Genomic DNA, 22,927 nt, shown 5'->3' on the forward strand with positions numbered 1-22,927 from the left:
GCCGGCGTTTTTTTTGTTCCGTTCCGGGCTGTTCCGCACAGAAATTCCGGGATCGGTGCGAAAGGGGCCTCGTGCATTTCGCGCCCGCAGCATTAATATCTGCCGCAACTGCACAAGGAGACTTCCATGTCACTCTCAGGCAAGACCGCCGTCGTCACCGGCTCCACCTCCGGCATCGGCCTCGCCATCGCGCGGGCGCTGGCCGCCGAAGGCGCCGATGTCGTCATCAACTCCTTCTCCGACACCAAGGCGGACCACGCCATCGCCGAAGAGATCGGCAAGGCCTTTTCGGTCAATGCCCGCTACATTCAGGCGGACATGTCCAAGGGCGACCAGTGCCGCAAGCTGATCGAGGACGCGGGCGCCTGCGACATCCTCGTCAACAACGCCGGTATCCAGCACGTCGCCCCGATCGACGAATTCCCGGTCGAGAAGTGGGACGCGATCATCGCGATCAACATGTCCTCGGCCTTTCACACCACCGCCGCCGCGCTGCCGATGATGCGCAAGGCGGGCTGGGGCCGCGTCATCAACGTCGCGTCCGCGCACGGCCTGCGCGCCTCGCCCTACAAGTCGGCCTACGTCACCGCCAAGCACGGCATCCTCGGCATGACCAAGACCGTGGCGCTGGAGACGGCCAAGGAAAGCATCACCGCCAACGCGATCTGCCCCGGCTACGTCCTGACCCCGCTGGTAGAGGCGCAGATCCCCGACACCGCCAAGGAATACAACATGTCCGAGGACCGCGTGATCGAGGAAGTCATCCTGCTCAAGCAGCCCTCCAAGCAGTTCGCGACGGTGGAGCAGATCGGCGGCATCGCCACCTTCCTCTGCTCGCCCGCGGCGGACCAGATCACCGGCACCTCCATCTCGGTCGACGGCGGCTGGACGGCGGCCTGACCGGTCCTTCTACTGGTTCCAAATACTTTCGGGGGAGCCGGGCCGCAGGCCCGGCGCGGGGCAGACAGCCCCCCTCCATCCCCTCCGCCTTCACCACACCAACCAATCTCGCAGCGACTGCGAGGCGGGCGCGCAAGGGCCCGACGAGCGCATGGCAATGACACACCGCATCAATCTCGCCCTGCAGGGCGGCGGCGCACATGGCGCCTACACCTGGGGGGTGCTCGACCGCCTGCTGGACGAGGACGACCTCGAGATCGCGGCGATCACCGGCACATCCGCGGGCGCGCTGAACGGGGCCGCCTTCAAGGCTGGCATGGCCGCGAACGGGCGGGAGGGCGCGCGGGCGGAGCTTGACCGCCTCTGGTCCCGGATGGGCGCCGTCACCGACATGCGCCTGCCCGCGTGGATGGCCGGGAACCTCAGCCTGACCGGACAGTTCGCCCGCGCGATCGAATATTCCTTCCCCTACACGCTGGCCGATACGGTCTCGCGGATGACCTCGCCCTATGCCTACGGGCCGTTCTACACCAACCCGCTGCGCGCGGTGGTGGACGATTTCGACTATGCGAAGGTCTGCGGGCAGGGTGGTCCCGATCTCTTCATCTGCGCCACCAACGTCCGCACCGGCAAGATCCGCGTGTTCTCGGACGAGGCGATCACCACCGATGCGATCCTCGCCTCCGCCTGCCTGCCCACGCTGTTCCAGGCGGTCGAGATCACCGATCCCGACACCGGCCGGACCGAGGCCTACTGGGACGGCGGCTATACCGGCAATCCGGCGCTGTTCCCGCTCTTCACACCCGGCTACCCGGAAGACGTGGTGATCGTGAACATCAATCCGCTGGAACGTGACGAGATCCCCAAGTCCCCGCAGGCGATCCAGAACCGGATCAACGAGATCAGCTTCAACTCCTCGCTGCTGCGCGAATTGCGGGCCATCGAGTTCGTCCAGCGCCTGATCGCCCATGGCAACGTGCCGAAGGGGACGATGCGCGACGTCCATGTCCATCTGGTGTCGGATGACGAGCTGATGCGCGAACTGTCCGTGGCGACCAAACTGCTGCCCAACCCCTACCTGCTGAACCGCCTCAAGGCGGCGGGCCGCCTCAGTGCGGAGCGGTTCCTCGAGGAAAGCCGCCAGCACATCGGCAAGCGATCCTCGGTCGACCTGAGGGCGATGTTCGGCTGAGAACCGGCCTCAGCGCGCGGCGTGGGGCAGGGGCCGCGTCGGGTCCTTGGCGTTCGGATAGACCAGCCCGGCCGAGATCACGAGCTTGGCGGCATCCTCGACGGTCATCTCGAGCTCCAGCACATCGTCCTTGGGAAAGAACAGCAGAAAGCCCGAGGTCGGGTTCGGCGTGGTCGGCACGAAGACGGACACCAGCGGTGACATGGTCTGGGGCCGCTCGTTGATCTCGCCCTTGGCATCGGTCGAGATGAACCCGATCGCCCAGATGCCGCGCCGGGGATATTCCACCAGAACGGCTTTCTCGAAACTCCGCTCGGTCTGGGCAAAGACCGTCTCGGCGATCTGCTTGACCCCGTTGTAGACCGACCGCACCACCGGCAGCTGGTCCACCAGGCTTTCGGCAAACCGCAGCAGCGACCGGCCGAGCAGCCCCTTCGCCATCCAGCCGACCACGATGGTGAACAGCAGGAAGAAGATGATGCCGACGCCGCGCAGGTTGATCCCGATGTACTTCTCGGGGTTCATCCGGACCGGCACCAGCGGCAGCACCACGCCGTCGACCCAGCCCGCGAAGGTCCACAGCAGCCAGATCGTCAGCGCGATCGGTGCGATGACGACGATCCCGGTCAGAAAGCTCGACCGCAGGCGTCCCAGGATGGTCGGGCGTCGAAGGGGTTCGTTCAGGGGATCGTTCATGGCCTGCCGCGGGAATTGAAGAACCTCCAGAACTTAGGGCGGCGCTTGTGCACACACAATGCTCGGCCTGCGTTCTGCCTGCCTATTTCGCAAGCATGGGACCCAGTGCCGCAAGTTCCAGCGCGATCTCGGCCGCCAGCCGGGCGTTGTGCCGCACCAGCGCGATGTTGGTGGTCAGCGACCGCCCCTCGGTCAGCTCGAAGATCCGGGCCAGCAGGAACGGCGTGACGGCCTTGCCCGCGATTCCCTGCGCCGCGGCCTCGTCCAGTGCGGCGGCGATGATCGGGCCGATCTCGGCGGCCGGGATCTCGTCCGCCACGGGCACCGGGTTCGCCACAAGTTGTCCGCCCGGCAGCCCGAGCGCGCGGCGCATGGCCTGCGCCCGCGCCACATCGGCCGCGCTGTCCATACGCAGCGGTGCGGGAAGGCCAGAGCTGCGGGACCAGAAGGCGGGGAACTCGTCCTGACCGTATGCCATGACGGGAACGCCCAGGGTTTCCAGCACCTCCAGCGTCTTCGGCAGGTCGAGGATCGCCTTGGCGCCCGCCGCCACCACCGTCACCGGGGTCTGGGCCAGCTCCCGCAGGTCCGCCGAGATGTCGAAGCTCGTCTCCGCGCCGCGGTGCACGCCGCCGATCCCTCCCGTGGCAAAGACACCGATCCCCGCCAGCCGCGCCGCGATCATGGTCGAGGCCACGGTCGTCGCCCCGGTCCCGCCGGTGGCCATGCAAGCCGCCATGTCCGCCCGCGACAGCTTGGCCACGTCACGCGCCTGCGCCAGCGTTTCCAGCCGGTCGGCGGTCAGCCCGATCTGCAGCCGGCCGCCGATCACCGCGATGGTCGCGGGCACCGCGCCGGCCGCGCGGATCTCGGCCTCGACGGTCTGCGCGGTCTCGTAGTTCTGGGGCCAGGGCATGCCGTGGGTGATGATCGTGCTCTCCAGCGCCACCACCGCGCCGCCGTCTGCCAGTGCCGCCTGCGGTTCAGGGGCGATGTCCATGAAATCTTGAATATCCACAGTGACTTGCCTTTTCTGGCTGCGGTTCCGCCCGAAGTGTCTCGCCCAAGGCGCGAACTTCGCCGGATAAGTGTTGCGTTACAGGGCGTTGTCGCCCGAGACATAGGTCGCCGCAGCCTGCAGCGCCCGTTCCATCGCATCGCCCGGCGCCATGCCGCGCGTCTCGGCGGCCATATGCGCGGCCATGAAGGTGTCGCCGGCCCCGGTCACGCGCGTCACCAGAACTTCCGGCGGCGTGCGGCTGACCAGCCCGTGCGGTCCGGCATCGCTGGCCATCCGTCCGCCATCGGTGACGACCGCGCGGGCCGCGCCGCGGGCGTGCAGGGCTTCGGCCGCCGTGGCGCTGTCGGCGAACTCGGTCTGGCACAGCAGCCCGGCCTCCTCGAGATTGACGTAGAACACCGCGCGCGGATGCCCCAGGAACACATGCAGCCGCTCGGCCTTGCCGGGCGAGGCGGGCGCGATCCGCAGATCGGCGGCGGCGAAACAGGCGTCGCCCGCGATCTCGCGCAGCAGCGCAACCGTCAGGTTGCCGTCCAGCGCGATCCGCCCGGTCCATGGCCGTGCCGTGGATCCCAGCCGTCCGTCCCTGAGCGGTGCGAGGATGCGTGCCCCCGCCGCCTCGAGCGAATGCGCATCGGCGATGGCCGCGATCAGCCCGTTCGCGCCTTCGACCGCCATGTAGCGGTCTGTGGGCAGGTCCTCGGAGCGATAGGCGAAACCCGTCTCCATCCCGAGCGCCCGGCAGGCGGCGATCAGTTCCTCGCCTTCCGCATCCCGTCCGACGGCGGTCAGCAGTGCGGGGCGCATCCCGAACCGTCCGGCCGCCATGGCGATGTTCATCGCCACGCCCCCCGGCAGCCGCGTGATCCGCCCCGGCACGTCGGACCCGGCCCGCATGTGGCTGGCAGAGCGGCCGATGATGTCCCACAGGACCGCGCCGATGCAAAGGATGTCAGGCGTTTCGTTCATGCCCTCTCATGTCCCGTCCCGCGGTCCGCGACAAGCCCCATGCACGTTCACCCCGCGGTAACGCGGACCAGGACGATCCCCTGCGTGTTCCGGTTCAAGATACCTCAGGGGGCGAATACAGCGCACCGGTGGGCCGTCACCGGCGCAACGGCGACAGGCTCAACGCCCGACGCCTCGGCCCCACGTTCCGGCGCCCTCAGTCCGCCGGAACCGCGAATGTCATCGACGCCCAGAGACTTTCCCACATCGCCTCGGCGGCGTGTTCGGTGTCCGGATCTGGTTCGCGCAGCACCACGTGGTCCAGTAGGTAGCTGTGGCCCGGCACAATTGGCACCACGACCTCTCCGTCCTCACCCGTGCGCAGCTTGGTGACGGTGACCTCGCCGGCCGCCTTCTCGTAGACCTCGACCTGCGCATCCGGCAGGGGCGCGCCCTGATAGAGCAGCCGCACACGCATTCCGTCAGCCGGCGGATCGACGTAGGGATTGTTCAGCGCCACGAATTCGACCGCCAGCCCGGCGGCGTGGTCCGCGCCCGCAGCCCCGCCCACACCGACCAGCGCCTTGGAATAGCGGGTATAGACCTCCTTCACGCCTTCCTCCGGCAGTCCGCGTTCGGCATGTCGGGCGAAGAACCACGGGAAGTTCTTGTGTTCCACGAACTGCACGACCTTGTCCCAGCCGTCGTAGGTCAGCAGCGTCGCCGTGCTTTCATGGACCAGCACCATCAGCCCGTCGCCATCCGCAGGGACCGAGAGCGCCGGGATGTCGCCGGGGCGTCCGGTGATCGGGGCGACATCGTCGCCCAGCATCTGCTCCACCCGCCGGTTGCGGCGGTCGAACCACGACAGCGGCGCGCCCTTGAAGCCCTGACCGTTGCGAAGCTGTGCCGTCACCGTCCCGCCGGCGTCCACCTGATATTTTTCCGGCTCGATCCAGAACTCATGTGCCTTGCCTCCCGTAGTTAGGAGAGGCAACAACAAACATGCAGCGGCGAGAAGGCGAAGGATCATCATGGCACAGACACTGTCCGGACCATTCGGAAAGTCAATCCTGACGCTTATCACGCTCGCGTTCGTGACCCTCGCGTCGGCCCTGACAGCGCACGAGGTGCAGCCCGCCATCGCCGATCTGTCGACCGAAGGCGCCTCCGTCCGCGTCGAGATCCGTCTGAACGCCGAGGCGGTGCTGGCGGGGATCAACCTCGACGGGATCACCGATACCAACGAGGCCGAAGGCTCTGCCGATTACGACGCCCTGCGCGCCCTGCCGCCGGAGGAGATCGCGCGCAGGATGAACACGATCTGGCCGCAACTGGCGCCGGGCATGGCCCTGGCCACCGGCGACGGCACCACGATCCCGCTGGCGCTCGGGGATGTGGAGGCGAGCGAGATCGGTGATGTGTCGCTGCCGCGCCCGACGCGGCTGATCCTGACGGGCGAGCTGCCTGCGGGCACCGACACCTTGGTCTCTTCCTGGGGCAAGGGGCAGGGGACGCTGATCCTGCGCCACGTGGGGGTGGAGGACGGCTGGTCGGGCTATCTCGACGGCGGCCAGTCCTCGCCGCCGATCTCGGTCGAGGGCCATGCGGGGCAGACCGGGTTGTCGGCCTTCGCCCAGTATATCCCCGTCGGCTTCGACCACATCCTGCCCAAGGGGCTGGATCACATCCTGTTCGTGCTCGGCCTGTTCTTCCTGTCGCCGCATCTCCGCCCGCTGCTGTGGCAGGTCTCGGCCTTCACCGCTGCTCATACAGTGACGCTGGCGCTCGGCGCGCTTGGCTGGGTCAACGTGCCGGGCAGCGTGGTCGAGCCGCTGATCGCCGCCTCGATCACCTTCATCGCGATCGAGAACGTGTTCTCGTCCAACCTGCATCGCTGGCGACCGGTCGTGGTCTTCCTGTTCGGCCTGCTGCACGGGCTCGGCTTCGCCTCGGTGCTCGGTGAATTCGGCCTGCCCGACGACCAGTTCATTCCCGCGTTGCTTGGCTTCAACGTGGGGGTGGAACTGGGCCAGCTGACCGTGATCGCCATAGCCTTCCTCGCCGTCGGGGCATGGTTCCGGCATGAGAGCTGGTATCGCGCGGCCATCGCCGTGCCCGCATCGGTCGTGATCGGGCTGGTCGGCGCCTACTGGTTCGTCGAACGGACGGTCCTTTGACCGCGCCGGTCAGGCCAGTTGCAGCCTGCCGGCTTCGGCCGCCTCGGTCAGGTCCTGCCCAAGGACGTTGAGAAAGGCGCGGAGCCGGGTCGTGACCGACCGGGCCGAGGGCACGAGGACGTAGAGGTCCTTGGCCGGGGCGTCCCAGTCCGGCAGCACCTTGACCAGTCGCCCCTCGCGGATCTCGGCCTGGGCGAGGATCGTCGGCAGCTTGGCCACCCCGGCCCCGAGCAGCGCCGCGTCCCTTGCCGCCAGCATCGAGGTAAAGCTGATCGCCGGGGCGATCCTCAGCACCTCGTCCTCGTCCTCGCGCACGAAGCGCCATTCGCGGACCCAGTGGCTGGGGACGTCGATCAGCGGCAGCTTCAGCAGGTCACGCGGGTGGCGCAGGCTGTCGAGGCCGGGCAGGTCCGGCGCGGCCACCAGTGTCATCGACCCGCGGACCAGCAGGCGCGACACCAGCGAGGAATCCGGAAGCGGGCCGAAGATGATGACGGCGTCCAGGTCCGATTCCATCAGGTCGCCCTGACCGTGGGATGTCACGACTTCGAGCGTGATGTCGGGATGGGCCTTGCGCAGCCGTGCGCCGACGCGGCCCATCGTGATCTGTTCGAACAGGTCCGGCACCCCGATCCGCAGGTGACCGCGCGGGGCCTGACCGGAATCGGTCAGCGTTCGCCGCAGGTCGTTCGCCTCGGCCAGCAGGCGCTCGGCGCGGGCGGCCAGCACCTCGCCCTCGGTCGTGACCCGCATAGAACGGGTGGTGCGTTCGACCAGCCGGACCCCGAGCGAGGTTTCCAGGTCCGCCACCCGTTTCGCGATGGTCGAGCGGGGTGCGTTCAGGTCGCGGGCGGCGGCTGCGAAAGAGCCGGCGCGAACGACCGAGTGGAAGGCGCGGAGCGCCGTTAGGTCAAGTTCGGTGTCCATGATTCTGTCATCTGATGACGGTTATGCGGCAATTGCACATGATTTTGTCCGATGGCATGGTCCGCCGCAAGTCTCCCCACGATTTCCGGAATCCGATGTCTCATCCTGACCAGCACAGCCATGTTCCCGCCATCGTCACGGCCGCCGTCCTTGGCGCGTCCAGCCTGACGGTCATGGCCAACGCCACCATCGCCCCGGCACTGCCGGGTCTGCGCGACCATTTTGCCGATACGCCGGGGATCGAAACCCTTGCCGGGCTGGTCGTGACGCTGCCGTCCCTGTTCGTCGTTCTGGCCGCCGGGCCGATCGGCGTGCTGGCCGACCGCTATGACAAGCGGCCGATGCTGGTCCTCGCCATGCTGGTCTATGCGCTTGGCGGCGCGTCGGGCCTGTTCGTCGACAGCATTGCCGCGATGCTCGTGGGCCGGGTGTTCCTGGGCCTTGGCGTCGCGGGCACGATGACGATCGCGTCGGCCTATATCGGCACGCTCTGGCACGGGGCCGCGCGGGACCGGTTCACCGGGTTTCAGGTCGCGGCGATGAATTTCGGCGGGATCGTCTTCATGACCACCGGCGGCCTGCTGGCGGGGATGCACTGGCGGGCGCCGTTCGGGATCTATGCCTTTTCCGTGCCGCTGATGATCCTCGCATGGGTCGCGCTGAAACGGGTGTCGGGCCGGGTGCCGACCGGCCCGACCGGCGAGGTGGATGTCGAAGGCGGCTTTCCCTGGGGCGCTTTCCTGTGGGTCGGGCCGTTCGCGATGGTGTCGATGATCGCCTTCTACGCCCTGCCGACGCGGCTGCCCTTCATCCTTGACGAACGCGGGCTGGCCGGGCCGCTGCTGACCGGGATGATCCTGTCCACCGGCACGCTGGTGTCGATCCCCGGCGCGCTGCTCTACGGACGGATCCGGCGCTTTGCCGAACCGCTCCAGATCATGGCCGTGGCGTTCTTCGCCATGGGCGTCGGGATCGCGCTGGTGGCGATGGCCACCTCCGTCTGGATGACCGTCCTCGGCGTCGCTGTCGCGGGGGCGCCGCTCGGCGTGATGTTCCCCAACTTCATCGCCTTCTTCATGTCGCTGGTGCCGATGCGGATGCGGGGCCGGGCCGGGGGCCTGTTCACCATGTCGGTCTTCGGCGGGCAGTTCCTGTCGCCGCTGGTCTCGGCGCCGCTGATCGGTGCGTTCCGGCTGGGCGGCGGTATGCTGGCCGTGGCGGTGCTGCCGCTGCTGGCGGCGGCCTTCATCGTGCTGGCGGGCGGAACACGGCCGCCGCGCCCGGCCGAGGTCTGAACGACGCTGCAATGCGGCGGCGCGGGCGAAACACTGTCGGTTTCGCCCTTTCCACTCCGCCGCATCCATGCAATAGGGAAGCGCCAAACGATCTGTCCATGGAGATGCGCAATGGAGATTCGTGAGGCCCTCACATTCGACGACGTCCTTCTGGTGCCTGCCGCCTCATCGGTGCTGCCCAGCACAGCCGACACAAGGACTCGTGTCACCAAGTCGATCGCCCTCAATATCCCGCTGCTGTCTTCGGCCATGGACACCGTGACCGAAAGCTCGATGGCGATCTGCATGGCGCAGGCGGGCGGCATGGGGGTGATCCACCGCAACCTCGACATCCTCGCCCAGGCCAACGAGGTCCGGCGCGTCAAACGGTTCGAAAGCGGCATCGTCTATTCGCCCGTCACCCTGCGCCCTGACCAGACACTGGCCGACGCAAACGCGCTCCGCGACCAGTACAAGGTCAGCGGTTTCCCGGTGGTGGACGAAAAGGGCCGGGTGGTCGGCATCGTGACCAACCGCGACATGCGCTTCGCCTCGGACGAGCGCACTCCGGTCCACGCGATGATGACCGGCAACGACCTCGCCATCATGCAGGAACCCGCCGACCGGGACGAGGCCATCTCGCTCATGAAGGCCCGCCGGATCGAGAAGCTGCTGATCACCGACAAGGACGGCCGCCTGACCGGGCTGCTGACGCTCAAGGACACCGAACAGGCCGTCCTGAACCCGACCGCCTGCAAGGACCAGCTGGGCCGCCTGCGCGTCGCCGCCGCGACCACCGTCGGCGATGCGGGCTTCGAGCGGTCGCAGGCGCTGGTGGATGCGGGCTGTGACCTGATCGTGATCGACACGGCGCACGGCCATTCCGAAGGCGTGGCCCATGCGGTCGAACGGGTGAAGCGCCTGTCGAACGAAGTGCAGGTCGTGGCGGGCAACGTCGCCACGTCCGAAGCCACCCGCGCCCTGATCGGGGCCGGTGCGGATGCGATCAAGGTGGGCATCGGCCCCGGTTCGATCTGCACCACGCGGATGGTCGCCGGCGTCGGCGTGCCGCAACTGACCGCGATCATGGATTGCGCCGGCGCGGCGGGCGATGTCCCGGTCATCGCGGATGGCGGCATCAAGTTCTCTGGCGATTTCGCCAAGGCGATCGCGGCGGGCGCTTCGGTCGCGATGGTCGGCTCGATGATCGCCGGGACGGACGAAAGCCCGGGCGAGGTGATCCTCTACCAGGGCCGCAGCTTCAAGAGCTATCGCGGCATGGGATCGCTCGGCGCCATGGCGCGCGGCTCGGCGGACCGGTATTTCCAGAAGGATGCCGCCAGCGACAAGCTGGTGCCGGAAGGGATCGAGGGGCAGGTGCCCTACAAGGGCAGCGCGGGCGCGGTGATCCACCAGCTCGTCGGCGGCCTGCGGGCGGCCATGGGCTACACCGGCTGCGCGACCGTCGAGGAAATGCGCAACAACTGCCAGTTCGTGAAGATCACCGGCGCGGGGCTCAAGGAAAGCCACGTGCACGACGTTCAGATCACCCGCGAGAGCCCGAACTACCGAATCGGCTGAGGCTACGGCCACACCGACCCGCTTCGATGGTGACCACAGGACCATGACACCCGCCGCCCGCCTGCAAGCCAGCCTCGAGCTGATCGAGGACGTCGAGCGCGCCGCGCGTCCGGCGGATTCCACCGTGGCCGCATGGCTCCGGGGACGACGCAGGCTGGACGATGCGGACCGGGGCGCGATCCTTGGGCTGCTCGACGCGCTGTTGCGCCATCGGGCGCGGCTTGGCTGGTGGCTGGGGCATCTCGGTCAGGACGACACGCCGCGCAACCGTCTGCTGGCATGGCTGGCGCTGGCCGAGGGGCGGACGCCGGATCAGCTCGGGCGTCAGTTCAGCGGAAACGGTGCCGCGCCCGCCGCGCTGACGGAGGGCGAGGCAGCGATGCTCGGCAGGCTGCGCGGGGCGACGATCGTGCACCCCGCGATGCCTGAAGTGGTGCGCCTCGAATGCCCGGACTGGGCGGCCGCGCCGCTCCGTGCGCGGTTCGGCGCGTCGTTCCCCGCCGAAATGGCGGCCATGCTGACGGAGCCTTCGCTGGACCTGCGGGTCAACACGCTGAAATCCGATCGTGAGACCATTCTGCGCGACATGCGGGCCCATGGCCTCAAGGCCGAGGCGACCCCGCGCGCGCCGCAGGGGATACGGATACGCGAGCGTCTGTCGCTCGCGCGGGTGCCGGGGCTGAAGGACGGCGCGGTCGAGATACAGGACGAGGGTTCGCAGCTTGTCGCGCTGCTGGTCGATGCGGGACCGGGCGACCGCGTGGTCGATTTCTGCGCCGGTGCCGGGGGCAAGACGCTGGCCATCGCCGCGCAGATGAACAACCGGGGCCGTATCGTCGCCTGCGACGTCAGCGAAGGCCGCCTCAAGCGCGCCGCCGAACGGTTCCGCAAGGCCGGCGTCCACAATGCCGAGACGCGGCTGCTGGCCAGCGAGACCGACAAGTGGGTCAAGCGCCACAAGGCCGGCTTCGACCGGGTCCTGGTCGACGCGCCCTGCAGCGGCACCGGAACGTGGCGCCGCAATCCCGATGCCCGCTGGCGCGAGGAGGACGGGCAGGGCCTCGACACCCTGATCGCGCTGCAGGGCCGGATCCTCGCCAGCGCCGCGCGTCTGGTGAAGCCCGGCGGTCGCCTGGTCTATGCGACCTGTTCGCTGCTGCCCGAGGAGAACGAGGCGCAGGTCGCGGCCTTCCTGTCGGCGCATCCCGCCTTCCGCCTCAGACCGCTGGCCGAGGTCGCGCCGGACCTGGCGTCGGGGCAGGGGGACCACCTGTCCCTGACGCCCGCGCGGGACGACACGGACGGGTTCTTTGCGGCGGTGATGGAGCGGGCGGCGGAACCGGCTGCGTGAGGCGGACTTCGTCTCAGCGTCCGCCGATCAGGTAGCGGCGATAGCCCCAGGTCATCACGATGATCGTCAGCACGATCCGGTAGATGTGGTGGACCGAGACAAACGCCGGATTGGCCTGCAGCGACAGGGCGATCAGTGCCATTTCCGTCACCCCGCCGGGCGAGAAGCTGATGAGCAGCACGTCGAATGGCTCGCCGGTCAGCGGCTTGGCTATGGCCGAGCAGATGCAGCCGATCAGCAGCATCGAGCCCACGGACATGACCGACAGCCCCGATCCGCGCAGGATCATCGCGATGTTCATCCCGTTGAACCGTGTCCCGAGCAGCGCGCCGATCACGACCTGCGCGGCGTTGATCATGTAGCCGGGCACCTCGACCTCGACCATGCCGGAAAGCGAGGCGATCATGCCGACGATCATCGGGCCCACGAACTGGCCCGCAGGCAGGTGGCCGATCTTGCCGAAGGCAAAGCCGATCACGACCAGCACGATCACCTCGGGGAAGTGTTCAAGCCCCGCATCGGCGCGGCTGAAGGTCATGCCCGCCGCCGACCCGACCGGGTGGCCGTAGTAGATCGACAGGCCAACAGGCACCATCGTCACGACCATGATGATCCGCAGGAACTGCTGCATCGCGACAAGGCGTTCGTCGGCCCCGGCCTGTTCGCCCATGAGCATCGCCTCGACCAGCCCGCCGGGGGTGGAGGAGAAATAGGCGGTCGGGGGATCGTATCCGCCGATCTTGCGGAAAATCATGTAGTTGACCCACAGAACCAGCGGAACGAACCCGGTCAGCAGGATGAAGGTTGGGATCGCATGTACCAGATCGCCCAGCACCTGCCATGTCACCTGCGCCCCGATGCTGAGGCCGATCAGCGCGATGAAAAGGCCGCGGAAATTCACCGGGGTCTTGTAGTCGGCGGGCAGGGCGCGGGGGAACAGGACGACCATGATGCTGGTCGACAGCAGGGCCCCCAGCATGAAGGGCAGGGGCATCCCGAGGGCCTTGGCGGCAAAGCCCCCGAGGGCGCCGAGCGCAAGCACGGCGGCAGTGATGATGATGCTGCGGAGCGGTGTTTTCACGGGCTGTTCCGGACCGGCCGCGGGGCTGTTCAGCGGCGCCGCCGTATCCGTCGAAAGAGGGTCATTGTTCCTGACGTATGCACCCCGGTTGGGCAGGATGCAAGGCCGCGCCCGTCATATGAGTGAAAACGCTTCGGGTCATCTCGACAACCCGATGCTGCGGTGCAAAAGAGAGGCACAAACGCGCGGGGTTCGCGCGACGAGGACCAGAACTTGCCGACATCCGCCGAAAGCCGCAAAGCATTCTTTTCCGTCTTTCCGTCGATTGCCCTTCCCATCTTCATCGCGCTTGTCGACCAGTCCGTCATCACGACGGCGATGCCGTTCGTCGCGTCGGAACTGGGCGATGTGGAAAAGATCACGTGGCCGGTGACGGCCTACCTGATCGCGGCCGCCGTCACGGCCCCGATCTATGGACGGCTGGGCGACATGTTCGGGCGCAAGCGGCTCATGGCGATCGGGCTGGTGATCTCGACCTTCGGTTCGATCCTGTGCCATTTCGCGTCGACCATGGACATGCTGACGATCAGCCGCGTGATCCAGGGCATGGGGGCGGGCGGGCTGATGGCACTGGCCAGCGCCCTGCTGGGACAGGTGATCGGGCCGCGCGAACGGGGCAAGTACCAGGCATATATCGCCACCGTCGCGGTCACGGCGAACGCCATCGGCCCGGTGATCGGCGGCTACCTGACCGAGCATTTCGGCTGGCGCAGCATCTTTCTGCTGAACCCCATCCTCGTCGCTTTCGCGCTGCTGATGCTGCTGCGGCTCAAGGTCACGAACGCGCCGTCTTCGCGCAAGGGGATCGACATCGGCGGGGCCTTCATCCTTGCCATCGCCTTCTCGGCCTTCGTGATCTCCATCGACGCGCTGCGGCACGGCGACAGCCCGCCGGTTGACCGGCTTCTGCTGACGGGCGGCATCTGCCTCGCGGCGGTCGTCGCGCTGTATTTCTGGGAGCGGCGGATGGAAACGCCCCTGCTGCCGCGGCAGGTGTTCGAAAATCCCTCGATCCGGCGATCCAACGCGATGGCCATGTGCCAGGGCGCACTGATGCTGTCGATCTATGCGCTGCTGCCGGTCTTCCTGCGGGTCCAGCTGGGTATTTCGGCGGCCGAGATCGGAACAACCCTCGTGCCGATGGTCGCCGCCACGGCGGTCGGGGCCTCGATCACCGGGCGGATGATCAACACCACCGGCTGGACGACCCTGTTCCCCGGCATCGGGCTGACCATGCTTGCGATCATGCTGGGCGGCTTTGCGCTGGTCAATCCGCAGCTCGGGCCGACCGGATACGCGGTCTGGTTCACATGCACCACGGTCTGGCTGGGCACGGTCATGCCGACCGTGCAGATCATCGTCCTGGCCGAGGGCGAGCCGCAGGATTTCGGCGCCGTCACCTCGGTTTCGCAGCTGTCACGGTCTTTCGGCGCGGCGACCGGGACGGCCATCGTGCCGGTCATCATGCTGCTGACGCCCGGCTTCGGGGCCGAACCGCTGGCCGAGCTGCTGGACGGCACGCGCACGGATGTCGAGATCGCATGGCCCGCCTTCCGCAACGCGTTTCTGGTGCTGTCGGTCATCGCGGCGGTCGGGGCGGTGATCGCCGCACGGGTGCCGCGCCGGACGGTGTGACTTGCATCCGGCGGCTGGCGGCGCGATGGATAACGCATGAAACGGATCCTTCTTGCGCTCAGCCTTGCCCTTGCCCCCGCCGCCGTCCAGGCCGAGCGGGTCACGCTATTCGCAGCCGCCAGCCTCAAGGACGCGCTGGACGCCATCGAGCCGGCGTTCGAGGCCGCCACGGGGCACGATCTGGCCATCTCGTTCGCCGGCTCCTCGGCCCTGGCGCGGCAAATCATTCAGGGTGCGCCAGCGGATGTCTTTATCTCGGCCAATGTCGGCTGGATGGACGAGGTCGAAAAGGCGGGTCTGGTCGCACCGCAGAGCCGTAGGGATCTGCTGGGCAACCGGCTGGTGCTGATCGGGCATGGCACGGGGCTGGAGCCCGTCATGCTGCGGAACGAAACCGATCTGGCCGGCATGCTGGGATCTGACGGACGGCTGGCGGTGGCGCTGGTCGATGCGGTGCCCGCCGGCATCTATGCGCGGCTGGCCCTGACCACGACCGGGCTCTGGCCACAGGTCGAGGACCGTCTGGCGCAGGCCGACAACGTGCGGGCCGCGCTGGCGCTGGTGACGACGGGGGCCGCGCCGCTCGGCATCGTCTATGCCACCGACGCCGCCGTGGCCGAAGGGATCACGGTGCTGGCCACCTTCTCGGTCGAAAGCCATCCGCCGATCACCTATCCGGCAGCCGCCATCGGCACACCGGGCGACGGCGCGAAGGCCCTGATGGAGTATCTGTCGGGTGATGCCGCCCGTGTGGCATTCGAGCGGCAGGGCTTTGAAATTCTGAGCGAATAATCCATTCCGCCCTGTGAAATCCTGCATCGCCGGTTCATCAATCGGCCCGTGAGGCACGTGCTGCTGCGGAAACGGAAACATGAGGTTTCCCCGGCCGTGTCCACGGGTCGGCGGCGTTCCGCCAGGTCTGCGCCTTGGCTGCCCTTCACCCGCACCTTCAGGACTACGAATACAGGGGTTCATCATGTTTGCGGTTATCTCTTGCATCACCGTTCAGCACGACCTGAGCCTCGTCGCCCTGGCGGGGCTTCTCTGCGCCTTCGGAAGCTGGGTGACCTCGCGCCTTTACCGGCATGCGCGCCAGCGTCGCGGCGGCAATACCCTGTCATGGCATGCCCTTGCCGCCTCCATCGCCGGGGTCTCGGCCTGGGGCACGCATTTCGTCGCGATGCTCGGCTTCCGCCCTGCCGTTCCAGTCAGTTTTGACCTGACGCTGACCTTCGTGTCTCTGGTGATCGCGGTTGCAGGCAGCGCGGTGGCATTCGCCGTGCCGGCCCTGTCCCGGTGGCGCGGCGCCGCCGCCGTTGGCGGTGCGGTGCTGGGTCTGAGCTTTGCCGCGATGCACTATACCGGGATGATCGCCTATCGTGTTCAGGGCATCATCTACTGGGACAGGACCTATCTGGTCGCGTCGATCCTGATCGCGATGATCCTGCCTGCGTTCGCGCTGCACGTCGGCAGCATGGCGCGCCGCTGGAAGGGCGAGAAGATGGCCGGGCTGCTGACGCTCGGCATCGTCAGCCTGCATTTCACCGGCATGACGGCCTTCCAGGTCTCGCCTCTCGATATCTCCGGGGATTACATCAACCCCGAGTCGCTCAAGGTGCTCGGGATGATGATCGCCGGGACTGCCGCGCTGGTCATTCTGGGCGGTCTGTCCAGCTATGTCGTCGAAAAGCGCACCCGGCTGGAAAACATCGCGGAACTGATCGCAGCCCGCAACGCGGCCGAACAGGCGAGCCGCGCCAAGTCTGAATTCATCAGCGTGCTCAGCCACGAACTGCGGACCCCGCTGACGGTCGTTCTGGGCTATGCGACGCTGCTGTCGTCGATCAAGACCAGCTACTCCGCCGAAGGCGAACCGGTCAGCCCCGAGGACAATCCGCATTTCCACGCGCTCGGCAGCCAGGCGGAACTCTATGGTGACCGGGTCGCAACGGCGGGCAGTCACCTGCTGACGCTGATCAACGACATTCTCGACTACACCGGAATGGAGCTGAAAGAGGTCGAACTGAACCGCAGCGCCATGCCGCTGGCCGGGGTGCTGGAAGACGCGCGAACACAGTTCGCGGAACAGGCCATGGCCAAGGGCGTGGATGTGCGGATCGATTGCGCCAACATCGTCATCGAGGCGGATCGGGGGCGCATCCTGCAGATCGTGAACAACCTGCTGGGCAATGCGCTGAAGTTCTCGCAGGCCAAGACAGTCATCCTGCGCGGCAGACGCTACGGCAACGACGTGCGGATCGAGGTCGAGGATACCGGCAAGGGCATCCCCGAGGACCGTCTGGCCAGCATCTTCGACGCTTTCTCGCTGGCCGAAACGGCCGATCACCGGTCCGAGGGCGGCACCGGGCTGGGGCTGGCGATCTGTCGCAAGCTGGCGGTGTCGCACGGCGGCGACATCCGGGCGCGGAGCGTGGTGGGATCAGGATCGGTCTTTACCGTCAGCCTGCCGGACTGCATCGCGGAAACGGATCTGCGTCTGGTCAAGGCCGCCTGACCGGGCGCTGTCCGGGTCCCGGCCGTGCCTGCTGAAGGCCGGATGCGAAGGCGGTGCGTCTTGTCGGGGACTGGAGCGGGTGAAGGGAATCGAACCCTCGTCGTCAGCTTGGGAAGCTGCTGCTCTACCATTGAGCTACACCCGCGTGGCGCTCCGAATATCCCCGGTCCCTGCGGCAGTCAAGCGGGACGTCGCCTCAGCCACGGCGACGCCTGCGGCGGCCGCCGTCATCGCCGCCGGTGTTGAACGACACGGCGGGCAGGGACACGACCTTGGAGAGTTCCGGAAAGGTGTCCGTCGCGTGCGGGATCGCGTTGGCGGCGACGAAATGTTCCTGGAACCGTGGGGCGATGGCCGTCTCGACCTTGGTGATGCGGCGGACCTGAGCCTCGATCCGGGCGCGGGCGGCGCGGTTGCACAGCGCGATGCGCGCACCGGTTCCGGCGGCATTGCCGGCAGATGTGACCTTGTCCAGCGGCACGTCGGGGATCATCCCCAGAACCATCGCGTGTTTCGGGCTGATATGCGCGCCGAAGGCCCCGGCCAGCGTCACGCGGTCGACCTTGTCGACGTTCATTTCGTCCATCAGCAGGCGCGCGCCCGCGTAGAGCGCGGATTTCGCCAGCTGGATCGCGCGGATGTCGCCCTGCGTGACCGTGATCCTCGGTCCGCCGTCGGCGGTGGCGTCATGGATCAGGTAGGAATGCGTCCGCCCGTCCGGTTCACAGCGGGGCGTCCCGGTCTTCTCGGCGCTGCCGATCAGGCCCGACGGGTCGAGCAGACCCGCCATCCGCATCTCGGCCACCGCCTCGATGATGCCGGAGCCGCAGATGCCGGTGATCCCGGTCTGCGCCGTCGCCGCGGCAAAACCGGGATCGTCGGACCAGAGGTCGGAGCCGATCACCCGGAAGCGGGGTTCCTTGGTTTCGGGATTGATCTCGATCCGCTCGATCGCGCCGGGCGCGGCGCGCTGGCCGGAGGAAATCTGTGCGCCTTCGAAGGCCGGGCCGGTAGGTGACGAGCAGGCCAGCACGCGGGAGGTGTTGCCGAGCAGGATTTCGGCATTGGTGCCCACGTCGACGATCAGGACGAGGTCTTCGGATTTCTCCGGCTCTTCCGACAGCGCGACCGCTGCGGCATCCGCACCCACATGGCCGGCGATGCAGGGCAGGATATACGTTTGCGCACGGGGGTTTATGGCCGAAAACTCAAGTTCAGCCGAAGGCAGGGCGAGGGCGGAGGACGTCACCAGTGCGAAGGGGGCCTGTCCCAGTTCGACGGGATCGAAGCCGAGCAGCAGGTGGTGCATCACCGGGTTGCAGACCACGACCGTCTCCACGATCAGCGTCGGGTCGATGCTGGCCTGATCGGCGATCTCCTTGGCCAGGTCGTTCAGCGCGGCGCGGACGGCCTTGGTCATCTCGCGGTCGCCGCCGGGGTTCATCATGGAATAGCTGACCCGGCTCATCAGGTCCTCGCCAAAGCGGATCTGCGGATTCATGAGCCCGGCCGAAGCTTTCACCTCGCCCGTGTCCAGATCACACAGATGCGCCGCGATGGTGGTCGAGCCGAGGTCGATGGCGAGGCCGTAGAGACCGGCCTCGTGCAGGCCCGGCCAGATCTCGGTGATCGTCGCGGGGCCGCCGCGATGGTCGGCAAAGACCGCGACGGTGACCTTCCAGTCGCCCTTGCGCAGGGTCGGCTGCAATTTCGCCAGCAGCGTCGGCGCGGCGGTGATCGCCTCGATCTCCCACTGGTCCTTCAGCGCGCGGGCGAGGCGTTCGAAATCGCCCGACGGCTCGTGCATGTCCGGCTCCTCGACCTCGACGTAGAAGAGGCGGGTGGCCGCATCCATCGTGATCGCGCGGACGGCGGCATCCTTGCGGACGACCTGGCGGTGAACCTGGCTTTCGGGCGGGACATCGACGACCAGATCGCCCATGATCTGCGCCTGGCAACCCAGGCGGCGGCCTTCCTTGAGGCCCCGGATCCGGTCATAGCGTTCCTCGACCGCGTTCCATTCGCTCAGCGCATCCTTGCCGACATGGACCCCGTGCTTGGGGAAATCGCCGAACGACGGCGCGATCTGGCATTTGGAGCAGATGCCACGGCCGCCGCAGACGCTGTCGAGGTCGACGCCGAGCTGCCGCGCCGCCGACAGCACCGTGGTGCCGGGCGCGACGCGTCCGCGTTTGCCGGAGGGGGTGAAGATGACGAGAGGGTCCTGAGCCATGTCCTGCCGTGCCTGCTGTTTGCCCGCACCATAGGGCGGGGGACGGCGGGGCAAAAGGCGGTAAACGCCGGAATCCGGTCGATCCGCGGCAGCTCAGAATCGAAGGACCATTCCGTCAGCACAGTTTTCCACCCCGATCCGGCGGCCCCGGTCGGTCACGAGGGCGGGGAGCAGGGCGAACTGCACATGGGCGGGAATGATCGTTGCCGGACGCGCCGGATCGCCGAGCGCCTGCCACAGTGCCGGATCCGGTCGATCGGGATCGGCGGGGCCGGACACCTCCCACCCATCATTCGTGGCATTGCGGGTGACGGTGACGGTGCCGCCCTGCGGCATGGCGCTTTCGAAACACTGCAGCGCAAGGAACACCTCGCGCGCCTCGGCGCGGGACACCTCGCCGGTCGGGGTCCAGTCGAAGCCGACGCGGGCGCCGCTGCCGATGTCGGTGAGGATAGAGGCGATTTCGCTCCGCCCGATGGTCTGGCCGGGGCTGGCCACGCCATAGGCCACGCGCATGAATCGGATCCGGGCGTTGGCATTGCTTACGGATTCCGAGATCAGGGCCAGTTCGGGCGAGGTGGCCTTGCCGTCGAGTGTCATCAGTTCCAGCCCGTTGCAGATCGCGCCGATCGGTGAGATCAGGTCGTGACAGATCCGCGACCCTATCAGCGCGGCGAGATTGTGATTAGACTGCCACATGGTGCTCCTTTCGCGCCGAGACCGGGGACCCTGCTGAAATGGACGACCTGAACGCGCTTCTCGAACCCGGCATGCTGGTGACGCATCCGTCCCAGCCGGACTGGGGCACCGGGCAGGTCCAATCAAACATCGGCGGCAAGATCACTGTCAACTTCCCGGAAACGGGGAAGGTCGTGATCGACAGTTCCCGCATTGCGCTTACCCCGGTATTTGAACCATGAGGCTGGTAACCAAAGCGTTAATGCCCACCTGTGTCGGGCAGAAGTCGGCCCCGGTATGGACGGAACCACGGCGGGGGATTGATCGCACGCGCGCTCTTTCCTAAAACCCCGCGACCCCAGCCCGGAACACCTTCGATGACCTCCACCCCTTCCGACAGCGCCTCCGGCACGGCCCCCCGGTTCGCGGTGCGTCTGGCGCAGGGCGCGGCCGAGGTCGAGGCGGCGCAGCGCCTGCGCTACCGGGTCTTCGTCGAGGAACTGGGCAGCGACGGGGCGATGGTCGATCACACCCAACGGCTGGAACGCGACGCCTTCGATGCGCATTTCGATCACCTGATCCTGTGGGACGAGGCGCGCACCGATGCCGACCCGCGGGACCGGGCGGTCGGGGTCTACCGACTGCTGCCCTCGGACCGGCTGGATGCGGTCGGGCATTTCTATTCCGACGCCGAATACGACCTGTCGCCGCTGCTGGCCTCGAACCGCAAGTTGCTGGAACTCGGCCGGTCCTGCCTGCTGCCGGACTACCGGGGCGGCACCGCGATGTGGCATATGTGGAACGCGCTGGCGGGCTATGTCGCCGAGAACCGGATCGAGGTGCTGTTCGGCGTCGCGTCGTTCCACGGCACCGACATCGCCGCGCTGGCCGAGCCGCTGTCGCTGCTGCATCACCGCCACCTCGCGCCCGAGGGCCTGAGGGTCCGGGCGCAGCCCGAGCATTTCCAGAGCATGGACCTGATCCCCGAGGCCGACATCGACCGGCGCCGCGCCATGCTGGCGGTGCCGGCGCTGATCAAGGCCTACCTCAGGCTGGGCGGTTTCGTGGGCGAGGGGGCCTATGTCGATCACGATTTCAACACCGTCGACGTCTGCCTGATCCTCGACACCGCCCGGATGAACGAGACGCAGCGCGCAATCTATACGCGGGGGATGCCGCAGTGACACAGGTCTGGCAACCGGACGACGGCTTTCCCGATATGCCGCGCCCGACGGCGGCGGGCTGGCTGCGGCTGGTTCTTCGCGGCGTGCCCATGGTGATCCTGAACTTCGGCGGGCTGATCCTGCTGCTGTTGATCCGGCTGGTGGAGCGCCCGGTCTACGGCATGCACCGCCCGGTGACGGGCCGGCTGGTGCAGGGGGTGTGCATCCTGTGCCTGAAGATCCTCGGGCTGAGGCTGGAGGTGTCGGGCCGCCCAATGAAGGAAGGCGGCGCGGTGGTGGCGAACCACTCCTCATGGCTCGACATCTTCGTGCTGAACGCGGCCAAGCGGATCTACTTCGTGTCCAAGGCCGAGGTGGCGGGCTGGGCCGGGATCGGCTGGCTGGCGCGCGCGACCGGGACGGTCTTCATCCGCCGCGACCGGCGCGAGGCGCAGGCCCAGACCGAGGTGTTCCGCGAACGGATGGGCGGCGGTCACAAGCTGTTGTTCTTCCCCGAGGGCACATCGACCGACAACATGCGTGTCCTGCCCTTCAAGACGACGCTCTTCGCGTCGTTCTTCGACCCGGCGCTGCGGCCGCACCTGCATGTCCAGCCGGTCACGGTGATCTACCACGCCCCCTACGGTGAGGATCGCCGGTTCTACGGCTGGTTCGGCGAAATGGGGTTTGGCGTGCACGCCATCCAGATGCTGAGCGCGGCGCGCGGTGGCCGGGTGCAGGTCATCTGGCATACGCCGCTGGCGGCGGCCGAGGCGAAGGATCGCAAGGCGCTGGCTGCGGCGGCCGAGGCCGCCGTGCGGGGCGCGATGCCGCCGGAGCGTCAGATCACCTGATCGGGGCGAGCAGGGCGGCCAGCGCCGCCTTGGGGTCGTCGGCGGTCCAGATCTCGTCGCCGATGCCGAAGAAGTCGGTCATCGGGGCGAGGCGCGCGATGGCGTCCGTGTCCAGCGCGCCTTCGGCCACCACGGGCAGCTCGATCATCTCGGACCACCAGGCGAAGAGGTCGTCATCGGTGACATCCCCAGACCCGAGCGAGGTCACGCCGACCGGGCCGAAGGCGATGTAATCCGCCCCGGCTTCGCCCGCATTCATCCCCTCGTGCCGGGAGGTGCCGCAGAAGGCGCCGACGATGGCATCCGCCCCGAGCGCCTTGCGTGCCTTGCGGACCGAGCGCGCGCCGTCCATCAGGTGCACCCCGTCGAGGCCGAGCCGTTCGGCGAGCACGAAATGGGTGTCGATCACCAGCGCCACGTCGCGCTTGTGGGTCACCTCGCGCAGCGCGTCGGCGGCGCGGTTGATCCGGTCTTCGTCATGGCTGGCGAGGGCGAGGCGGACGCAGGCGACCTCTTCGGCATCGAGCACGGCGGCGAGCTGGTCCGGGAAGACCGACAGATCGAAATCCCGCGGCGAGATCAGGTAGAGCTGGGGAAGGTCTTTGTCGGACATTTGGGGCTCGTGTGTTCGGGTCGCGGCTTCCTTACATGGGCCGGGGCTTGTGGGGAAGGGGGCAGGGGGGGGGGGGGGGGGTGGC

Annotated in this window: 21 protein-coding genes and 1 tRNA gene; 12 read left to right on the forward strand and 10 right to left on the reverse strand. The window is 67.6% G+C overall.

The features are described from left to right. Window positions 1-126 precede the first annotated feature (126 nt). Together ATO6_RS11650 and ATO6_RS11655 are read left to right on the forward strand one after the other, a co-directional pair. Window positions 127-900, forward strand: a complete 774-nt coding sequence (locus ATO6_RS11650; RefSeq protein WP_088624172.1) for a 3-hydroxybutyrate dehydrogenase — start codon at window positions 127-129, stop codon at window positions 898-900. 157 nt (window positions 901-1,057) lie between these two features. After that, window positions 1,058-2,092 (forward strand): patatin-like phospholipase family protein, encoded by a 1,035-nt coding sequence (locus ATO6_RS11655; protein ID WP_088624173.1) that lies wholly within the window; start codon window positions 1,058-1,060, stop codon window positions 2,090-2,092. A gap of 9 nt (window positions 2,093-2,101) precedes the next feature. On the opposite strand, the gene ATO6_RS11660 is transcribed toward ATO6_RS11655, so the two are convergent. The 4 genes from ATO6_RS11660 to ATO6_RS11675 form a co-directional block, all read right to left on the reverse strand. Beyond that, entirely contained in the window at window positions 2,102-2,788 is a 687-nt protein-coding gene (locus ATO6_RS11660; protein ID WP_088624174.1) for a DUF502 domain-containing protein, read from the reverse strand. Between the two features lie 82 nt (window positions 2,789-2,870). Further along, on the reverse strand, window positions 2,871-3,788 hold the full coding sequence (locus ATO6_RS11665) for a pseudouridine-5'-phosphate glycosidase (protein ID WP_088624175.1): 918 nt from the start codon (window positions 3,786-3,788) through the stop codon (window positions 2,871-2,873). 96 nt (window positions 3,789-3,884) lie between these two features. After that, on the reverse strand, window positions 3,885-4,778 hold the full coding sequence (locus ATO6_RS11670) for a PfkB family carbohydrate kinase (RefSeq protein ID WP_088624176.1): 894 nt from the start codon (window positions 4,776-4,778) through the stop codon (window positions 3,885-3,887). Between the two features lie 196 nt (window positions 4,779-4,974). After that, window positions 4,975-5,793: a DUF4198 domain-containing protein gene (locus ATO6_RS11675; protein ID WP_369597065.1), complete on the reverse strand. Its 819-nt coding sequence runs from the start codon at window positions 5,791-5,793 to the stop codon at window positions 4,975-4,977. Between ATO6_RS11675 and ATO6_RS11680 the strand changes: the two genes are divergently transcribed. Beyond that, window positions 5,792-6,937, forward strand: coding sequence for a HupE/UreJ family protein (locus tag ATO6_RS11680; protein WP_088624177.1), 1,146 nt, complete (start codon window positions 5,792-5,794; stop codon window positions 6,935-6,937). The genes ATO6_RS11675 and ATO6_RS11680 overlap by 2 nt on opposite strands. 9 nt (window positions 6,938-6,946) lie before the next feature. Here ATO6_RS11680 and ATO6_RS11685 read toward each other — a convergent pair whose 3' ends face one another. Then, complete coding sequence (locus tag ATO6_RS11685; protein WP_088624178.1) at window positions 6,947-7,864, reverse strand: LysR family transcriptional regulator; 918 nt, start codon at window positions 7,862-7,864, stop codon at window positions 6,947-6,949. 95 nt (window positions 7,865-7,959) lie between these two features. On the opposite strand from ATO6_RS11685, the gene ATO6_RS11690 reads away from it, so the two are divergent. The 3 genes from ATO6_RS11690 (at window position 7,960) to ATO6_RS11700 (ending at window position 12,070) form a co-directional block, all read left to right on the forward strand. Further along, window positions 7,960-9,159, forward strand: coding sequence for an MFS transporter (locus tag ATO6_RS11690; RefSeq protein ID WP_176440901.1), 1,200 nt, complete (start codon window positions 7,960-7,962; stop codon window positions 9,157-9,159). A gap of 111 nt (window positions 9,160-9,270) precedes the next feature. Further along, entirely contained in the window at window positions 9,271-10,719 is a 1,449-nt protein-coding gene (gene guaB, locus ATO6_RS11695) for an IMP dehydrogenase (protein WP_088624180.1), read from the forward strand. 43 nt (window positions 10,720-10,762) lie between these two features. After that, complete coding sequence (locus ATO6_RS11700) at window positions 10,763-12,070, forward strand: RsmB/NOP family class I SAM-dependent RNA methyltransferase (protein WP_088624181.1); 1,308 nt, start codon at window positions 10,763-10,765, stop codon at window positions 12,068-12,070. A gap of 13 nt (window positions 12,071-12,083) precedes the next feature. On the opposite strand, the gene ATO6_RS11705 is transcribed toward ATO6_RS11700, so the two are convergent. Continuing rightward, a complete protein-coding gene (locus ATO6_RS11705; protein ID WP_254919129.1) occupies window positions 12,084-13,151 on the reverse strand; it encodes an AbrB family transcriptional regulator in 1,068 nt (355 codons plus the stop codon). Window positions 13,152-13,364: 213 nt separating this feature from the next. Between ATO6_RS11705 and ATO6_RS11710 the strand changes: the two genes are divergently transcribed. From ATO6_RS11710 to ATO6_RS11720, 3 genes are all read left to right on the forward strand, one after another. Then, entirely contained in the window at window positions 13,365-14,786 is a 1,422-nt protein-coding gene (locus tag ATO6_RS11710) for an MFS transporter (protein WP_088624182.1), read from the forward strand. A gap of 36 nt (window positions 14,787-14,822) precedes the next feature. Next, window positions 14,823-15,578 (forward strand): molybdate ABC transporter substrate-binding protein, encoded by a 756-nt coding sequence (gene modA, locus ATO6_RS11715; protein WP_088624183.1) that lies wholly within the window; start codon window positions 14,823-14,825, stop codon window positions 15,576-15,578. A gap of 184 nt (window positions 15,579-15,762) precedes the next feature. Continuing rightward, a complete protein-coding gene (locus ATO6_RS11720) occupies window positions 15,763-17,301 on the forward strand; it encodes an MHYT domain-containing protein (protein ID WP_254919130.1) in 1,539 nt (512 codons plus the stop codon). 71 nt (window positions 17,302-17,372) lie between these two features. On the opposite strand, the gene ATO6_RS11725 is transcribed toward ATO6_RS11720, so the two are convergent. The 3 genes from ATO6_RS11725 to ATO6_RS11735 all read right to left on the reverse strand — a co-directional run bounded on the left by ATO6_RS11725 (window position 17,373) and on the right by ATO6_RS11735 (window position 20,233). Next, window positions 17,373-17,446 (reverse strand) — tRNA-Gly (locus tag ATO6_RS11725). A gap of 51 nt (window positions 17,447-17,497) precedes the next feature. Next, on the reverse strand, window positions 17,498-19,534 hold the full coding sequence (locus tag ATO6_RS11730) for an ASKHA domain-containing protein (protein ID WP_088624184.1): 2,037 nt from the start codon (window positions 19,532-19,534) through the stop codon (window positions 17,498-17,500). Window positions 19,535-19,627: 93 nt separating this feature from the next. Beyond that, window positions 19,628-20,233, reverse strand: a complete 606-nt coding sequence (locus ATO6_RS11735) for a histidine phosphotransferase family protein (RefSeq protein ID WP_088624185.1) — start codon at window positions 20,231-20,233, stop codon at window positions 19,628-19,630. Window positions 20,234-20,271: 38 nt separating this feature from the next. Here ATO6_RS11735 and ATO6_RS11740 point away from each other — a divergent pair, with 38 nt between their 5' ends. The 3 genes from ATO6_RS11740 to ATO6_RS11750 all read left to right on the forward strand — a co-directional run bounded on the left by ATO6_RS11740 (window position 20,272) and on the right by ATO6_RS11750 (window position 22,229). Then, on the forward strand, window positions 20,272-20,454 hold the full coding sequence (locus ATO6_RS11740; RefSeq protein ID WP_088624186.1) for a DUF3553 domain-containing protein: 183 nt from the start codon (window positions 20,272-20,274) through the stop codon (window positions 20,452-20,454). Window positions 20,455-20,589: 135 nt separating this feature from the next. Then, entirely contained in the window at window positions 20,590-21,396 is an 807-nt protein-coding gene (locus ATO6_RS11745; protein WP_088624187.1) for a GNAT family N-acetyltransferase, read from the forward strand. A gap of 35 nt (window positions 21,397-21,431) precedes the next feature. Next, a complete protein-coding gene (locus tag ATO6_RS11750; protein WP_088624214.1) occupies window positions 21,432-22,229 on the forward strand; it encodes a 1-acyl-sn-glycerol-3-phosphate acyltransferase in 798 nt (265 codons plus the stop codon). Here ATO6_RS11750 and ATO6_RS11755 read toward each other — a convergent pair. Next, window positions 22,222-22,842, reverse strand: coding sequence for a thiamine phosphate synthase (locus ATO6_RS11755; RefSeq protein WP_088624188.1), 621 nt, complete (start codon window positions 22,840-22,842; stop codon window positions 22,222-22,224). The genes ATO6_RS11750 and ATO6_RS11755 overlap by 8 nt on opposite strands. Between the last annotated feature and the right edge of the window lie 85 nt (window positions 22,843-22,927).

Source organism: Oceanicola sp. 22II-s10i, from assembly GCF_002210105.1.
In the GTDB taxonomy this organism is placed as follows: Bacteria; Pseudomonadota; Alphaproteobacteria; order Rhodobacterales; family Rhodobacteraceae; genus Pseudooceanicola.

Bases quoted from the DNA above. Each gene is read 5' to 3' on its own strand.
- ATO6_RS11740 (WP_088624186.1), top strand. From the start codon at position 20,272: ATGGACGACCTGAACGCGCTTCTCGAACCCGGCATGCTGGTGACGCAT.
- modA (WP_088624183.1), top strand. From the start codon at position 14,823: ATGAAACGGATCCTTCTTGCGCTCAGCCTTGCCCTTGCCCCCGCCGCC.
- ATO6_RS11675 (WP_369597065.1), bottom strand. From the start codon at position 5,793: ATGATGATCCTTCGCCTTCTCGCCGCTGCATGTTTGTTGTTGCCTCTC.
- ATO6_RS11745 (WP_088624187.1), top strand. From the start codon at position 20,590: ATGACCTCCACCCCTTCCGACAGCGCCTCCGGCACGGCCCCCCGGTTC.
- ATO6_RS11735 (WP_088624185.1), bottom strand. From the start codon at position 20,233: ATGTGGCAGTCTAATCACAATCTCGCCGCGCTGATAGGGTCGCGGATC.
- ATO6_RS11720 (WP_254919130.1), top strand. From the start codon at position 15,763: ATGTTTGCGGTTATCTCTTGCATCACCGTTCAGCACGACCTGAGCCTC.
- guaB (WP_088624180.1), top strand. From the start codon at position 9,271: ATGGAGATTCGTGAGGCCCTCACATTCGACGACGTCCTTCTGGTGCCT.
- ATO6_RS11665 (WP_088624175.1), bottom strand. From the start codon at position 3,788: ATGGACATCGCCCCTGAACCGCAGGCGGCACTGGCAGACGGCGGCGCG.
- ATO6_RS11670 (WP_088624176.1), bottom strand. From the start codon at position 4,778: ATGAACGAAACGCCTGACATCCTTTGCATCGGCGCGGTCCTGTGGGAC.
- ATO6_RS11750 (WP_088624214.1), top strand. From the start codon at position 21,432: ATGCCGCGCCCGACGGCGGCGGGCTGGCTGCGGCTGGTTCTTCGCGGC.
- ATO6_RS11730 (WP_088624184.1), bottom strand. From the start codon at position 19,534: ATGGCTCAGGACCCTCTCGTCATCTTCACCCCCTCCGGCAAACGCGGA.
- ATO6_RS11680 (WP_088624177.1), top strand. From the start codon at position 5,792: ATGGCACAGACACTGTCCGGACCATTCGGAAAGTCAATCCTGACGCTT.
- ATO6_RS11660 (WP_088624174.1), bottom strand. From the start codon at position 2,788: ATGAACGATCCCCTGAACGAACCCCTTCGACGCCCGACCATCCTGGGA.
- ATO6_RS11690 (WP_176440901.1), top strand. From the start codon at position 7,960: ATGTCTCATCCTGACCAGCACAGCCATGTTCCCGCCATCGTCACGGCC.
- ATO6_RS11650 (WP_088624172.1), top strand. From the start codon at position 127: ATGTCACTCTCAGGCAAGACCGCCGTCGTCACCGGCTCCACCTCCGGC.
- ATO6_RS11655 (WP_088624173.1), top strand. From the start codon at position 1,058: ATGACACACCGCATCAATCTCGCCCTGCAGGGCGGCGGCGCACATGGC.
- ATO6_RS11685 (WP_088624178.1), bottom strand. From the start codon at position 7,864: ATGGACACCGAACTTGACCTAACGGCGCTCCGCGCCTTCCACTCGGTC.
- ATO6_RS11755 (WP_088624188.1), bottom strand. From the start codon at position 22,842: ATGTCCGACAAAGACCTTCCCCAGCTCTACCTGATCTCGCCGCGGGAT.
- ATO6_RS11700 (WP_088624181.1), top strand. From the start codon at position 10,763: ATGACACCCGCCGCCCGCCTGCAAGCCAGCCTCGAGCTGATCGAGGAC.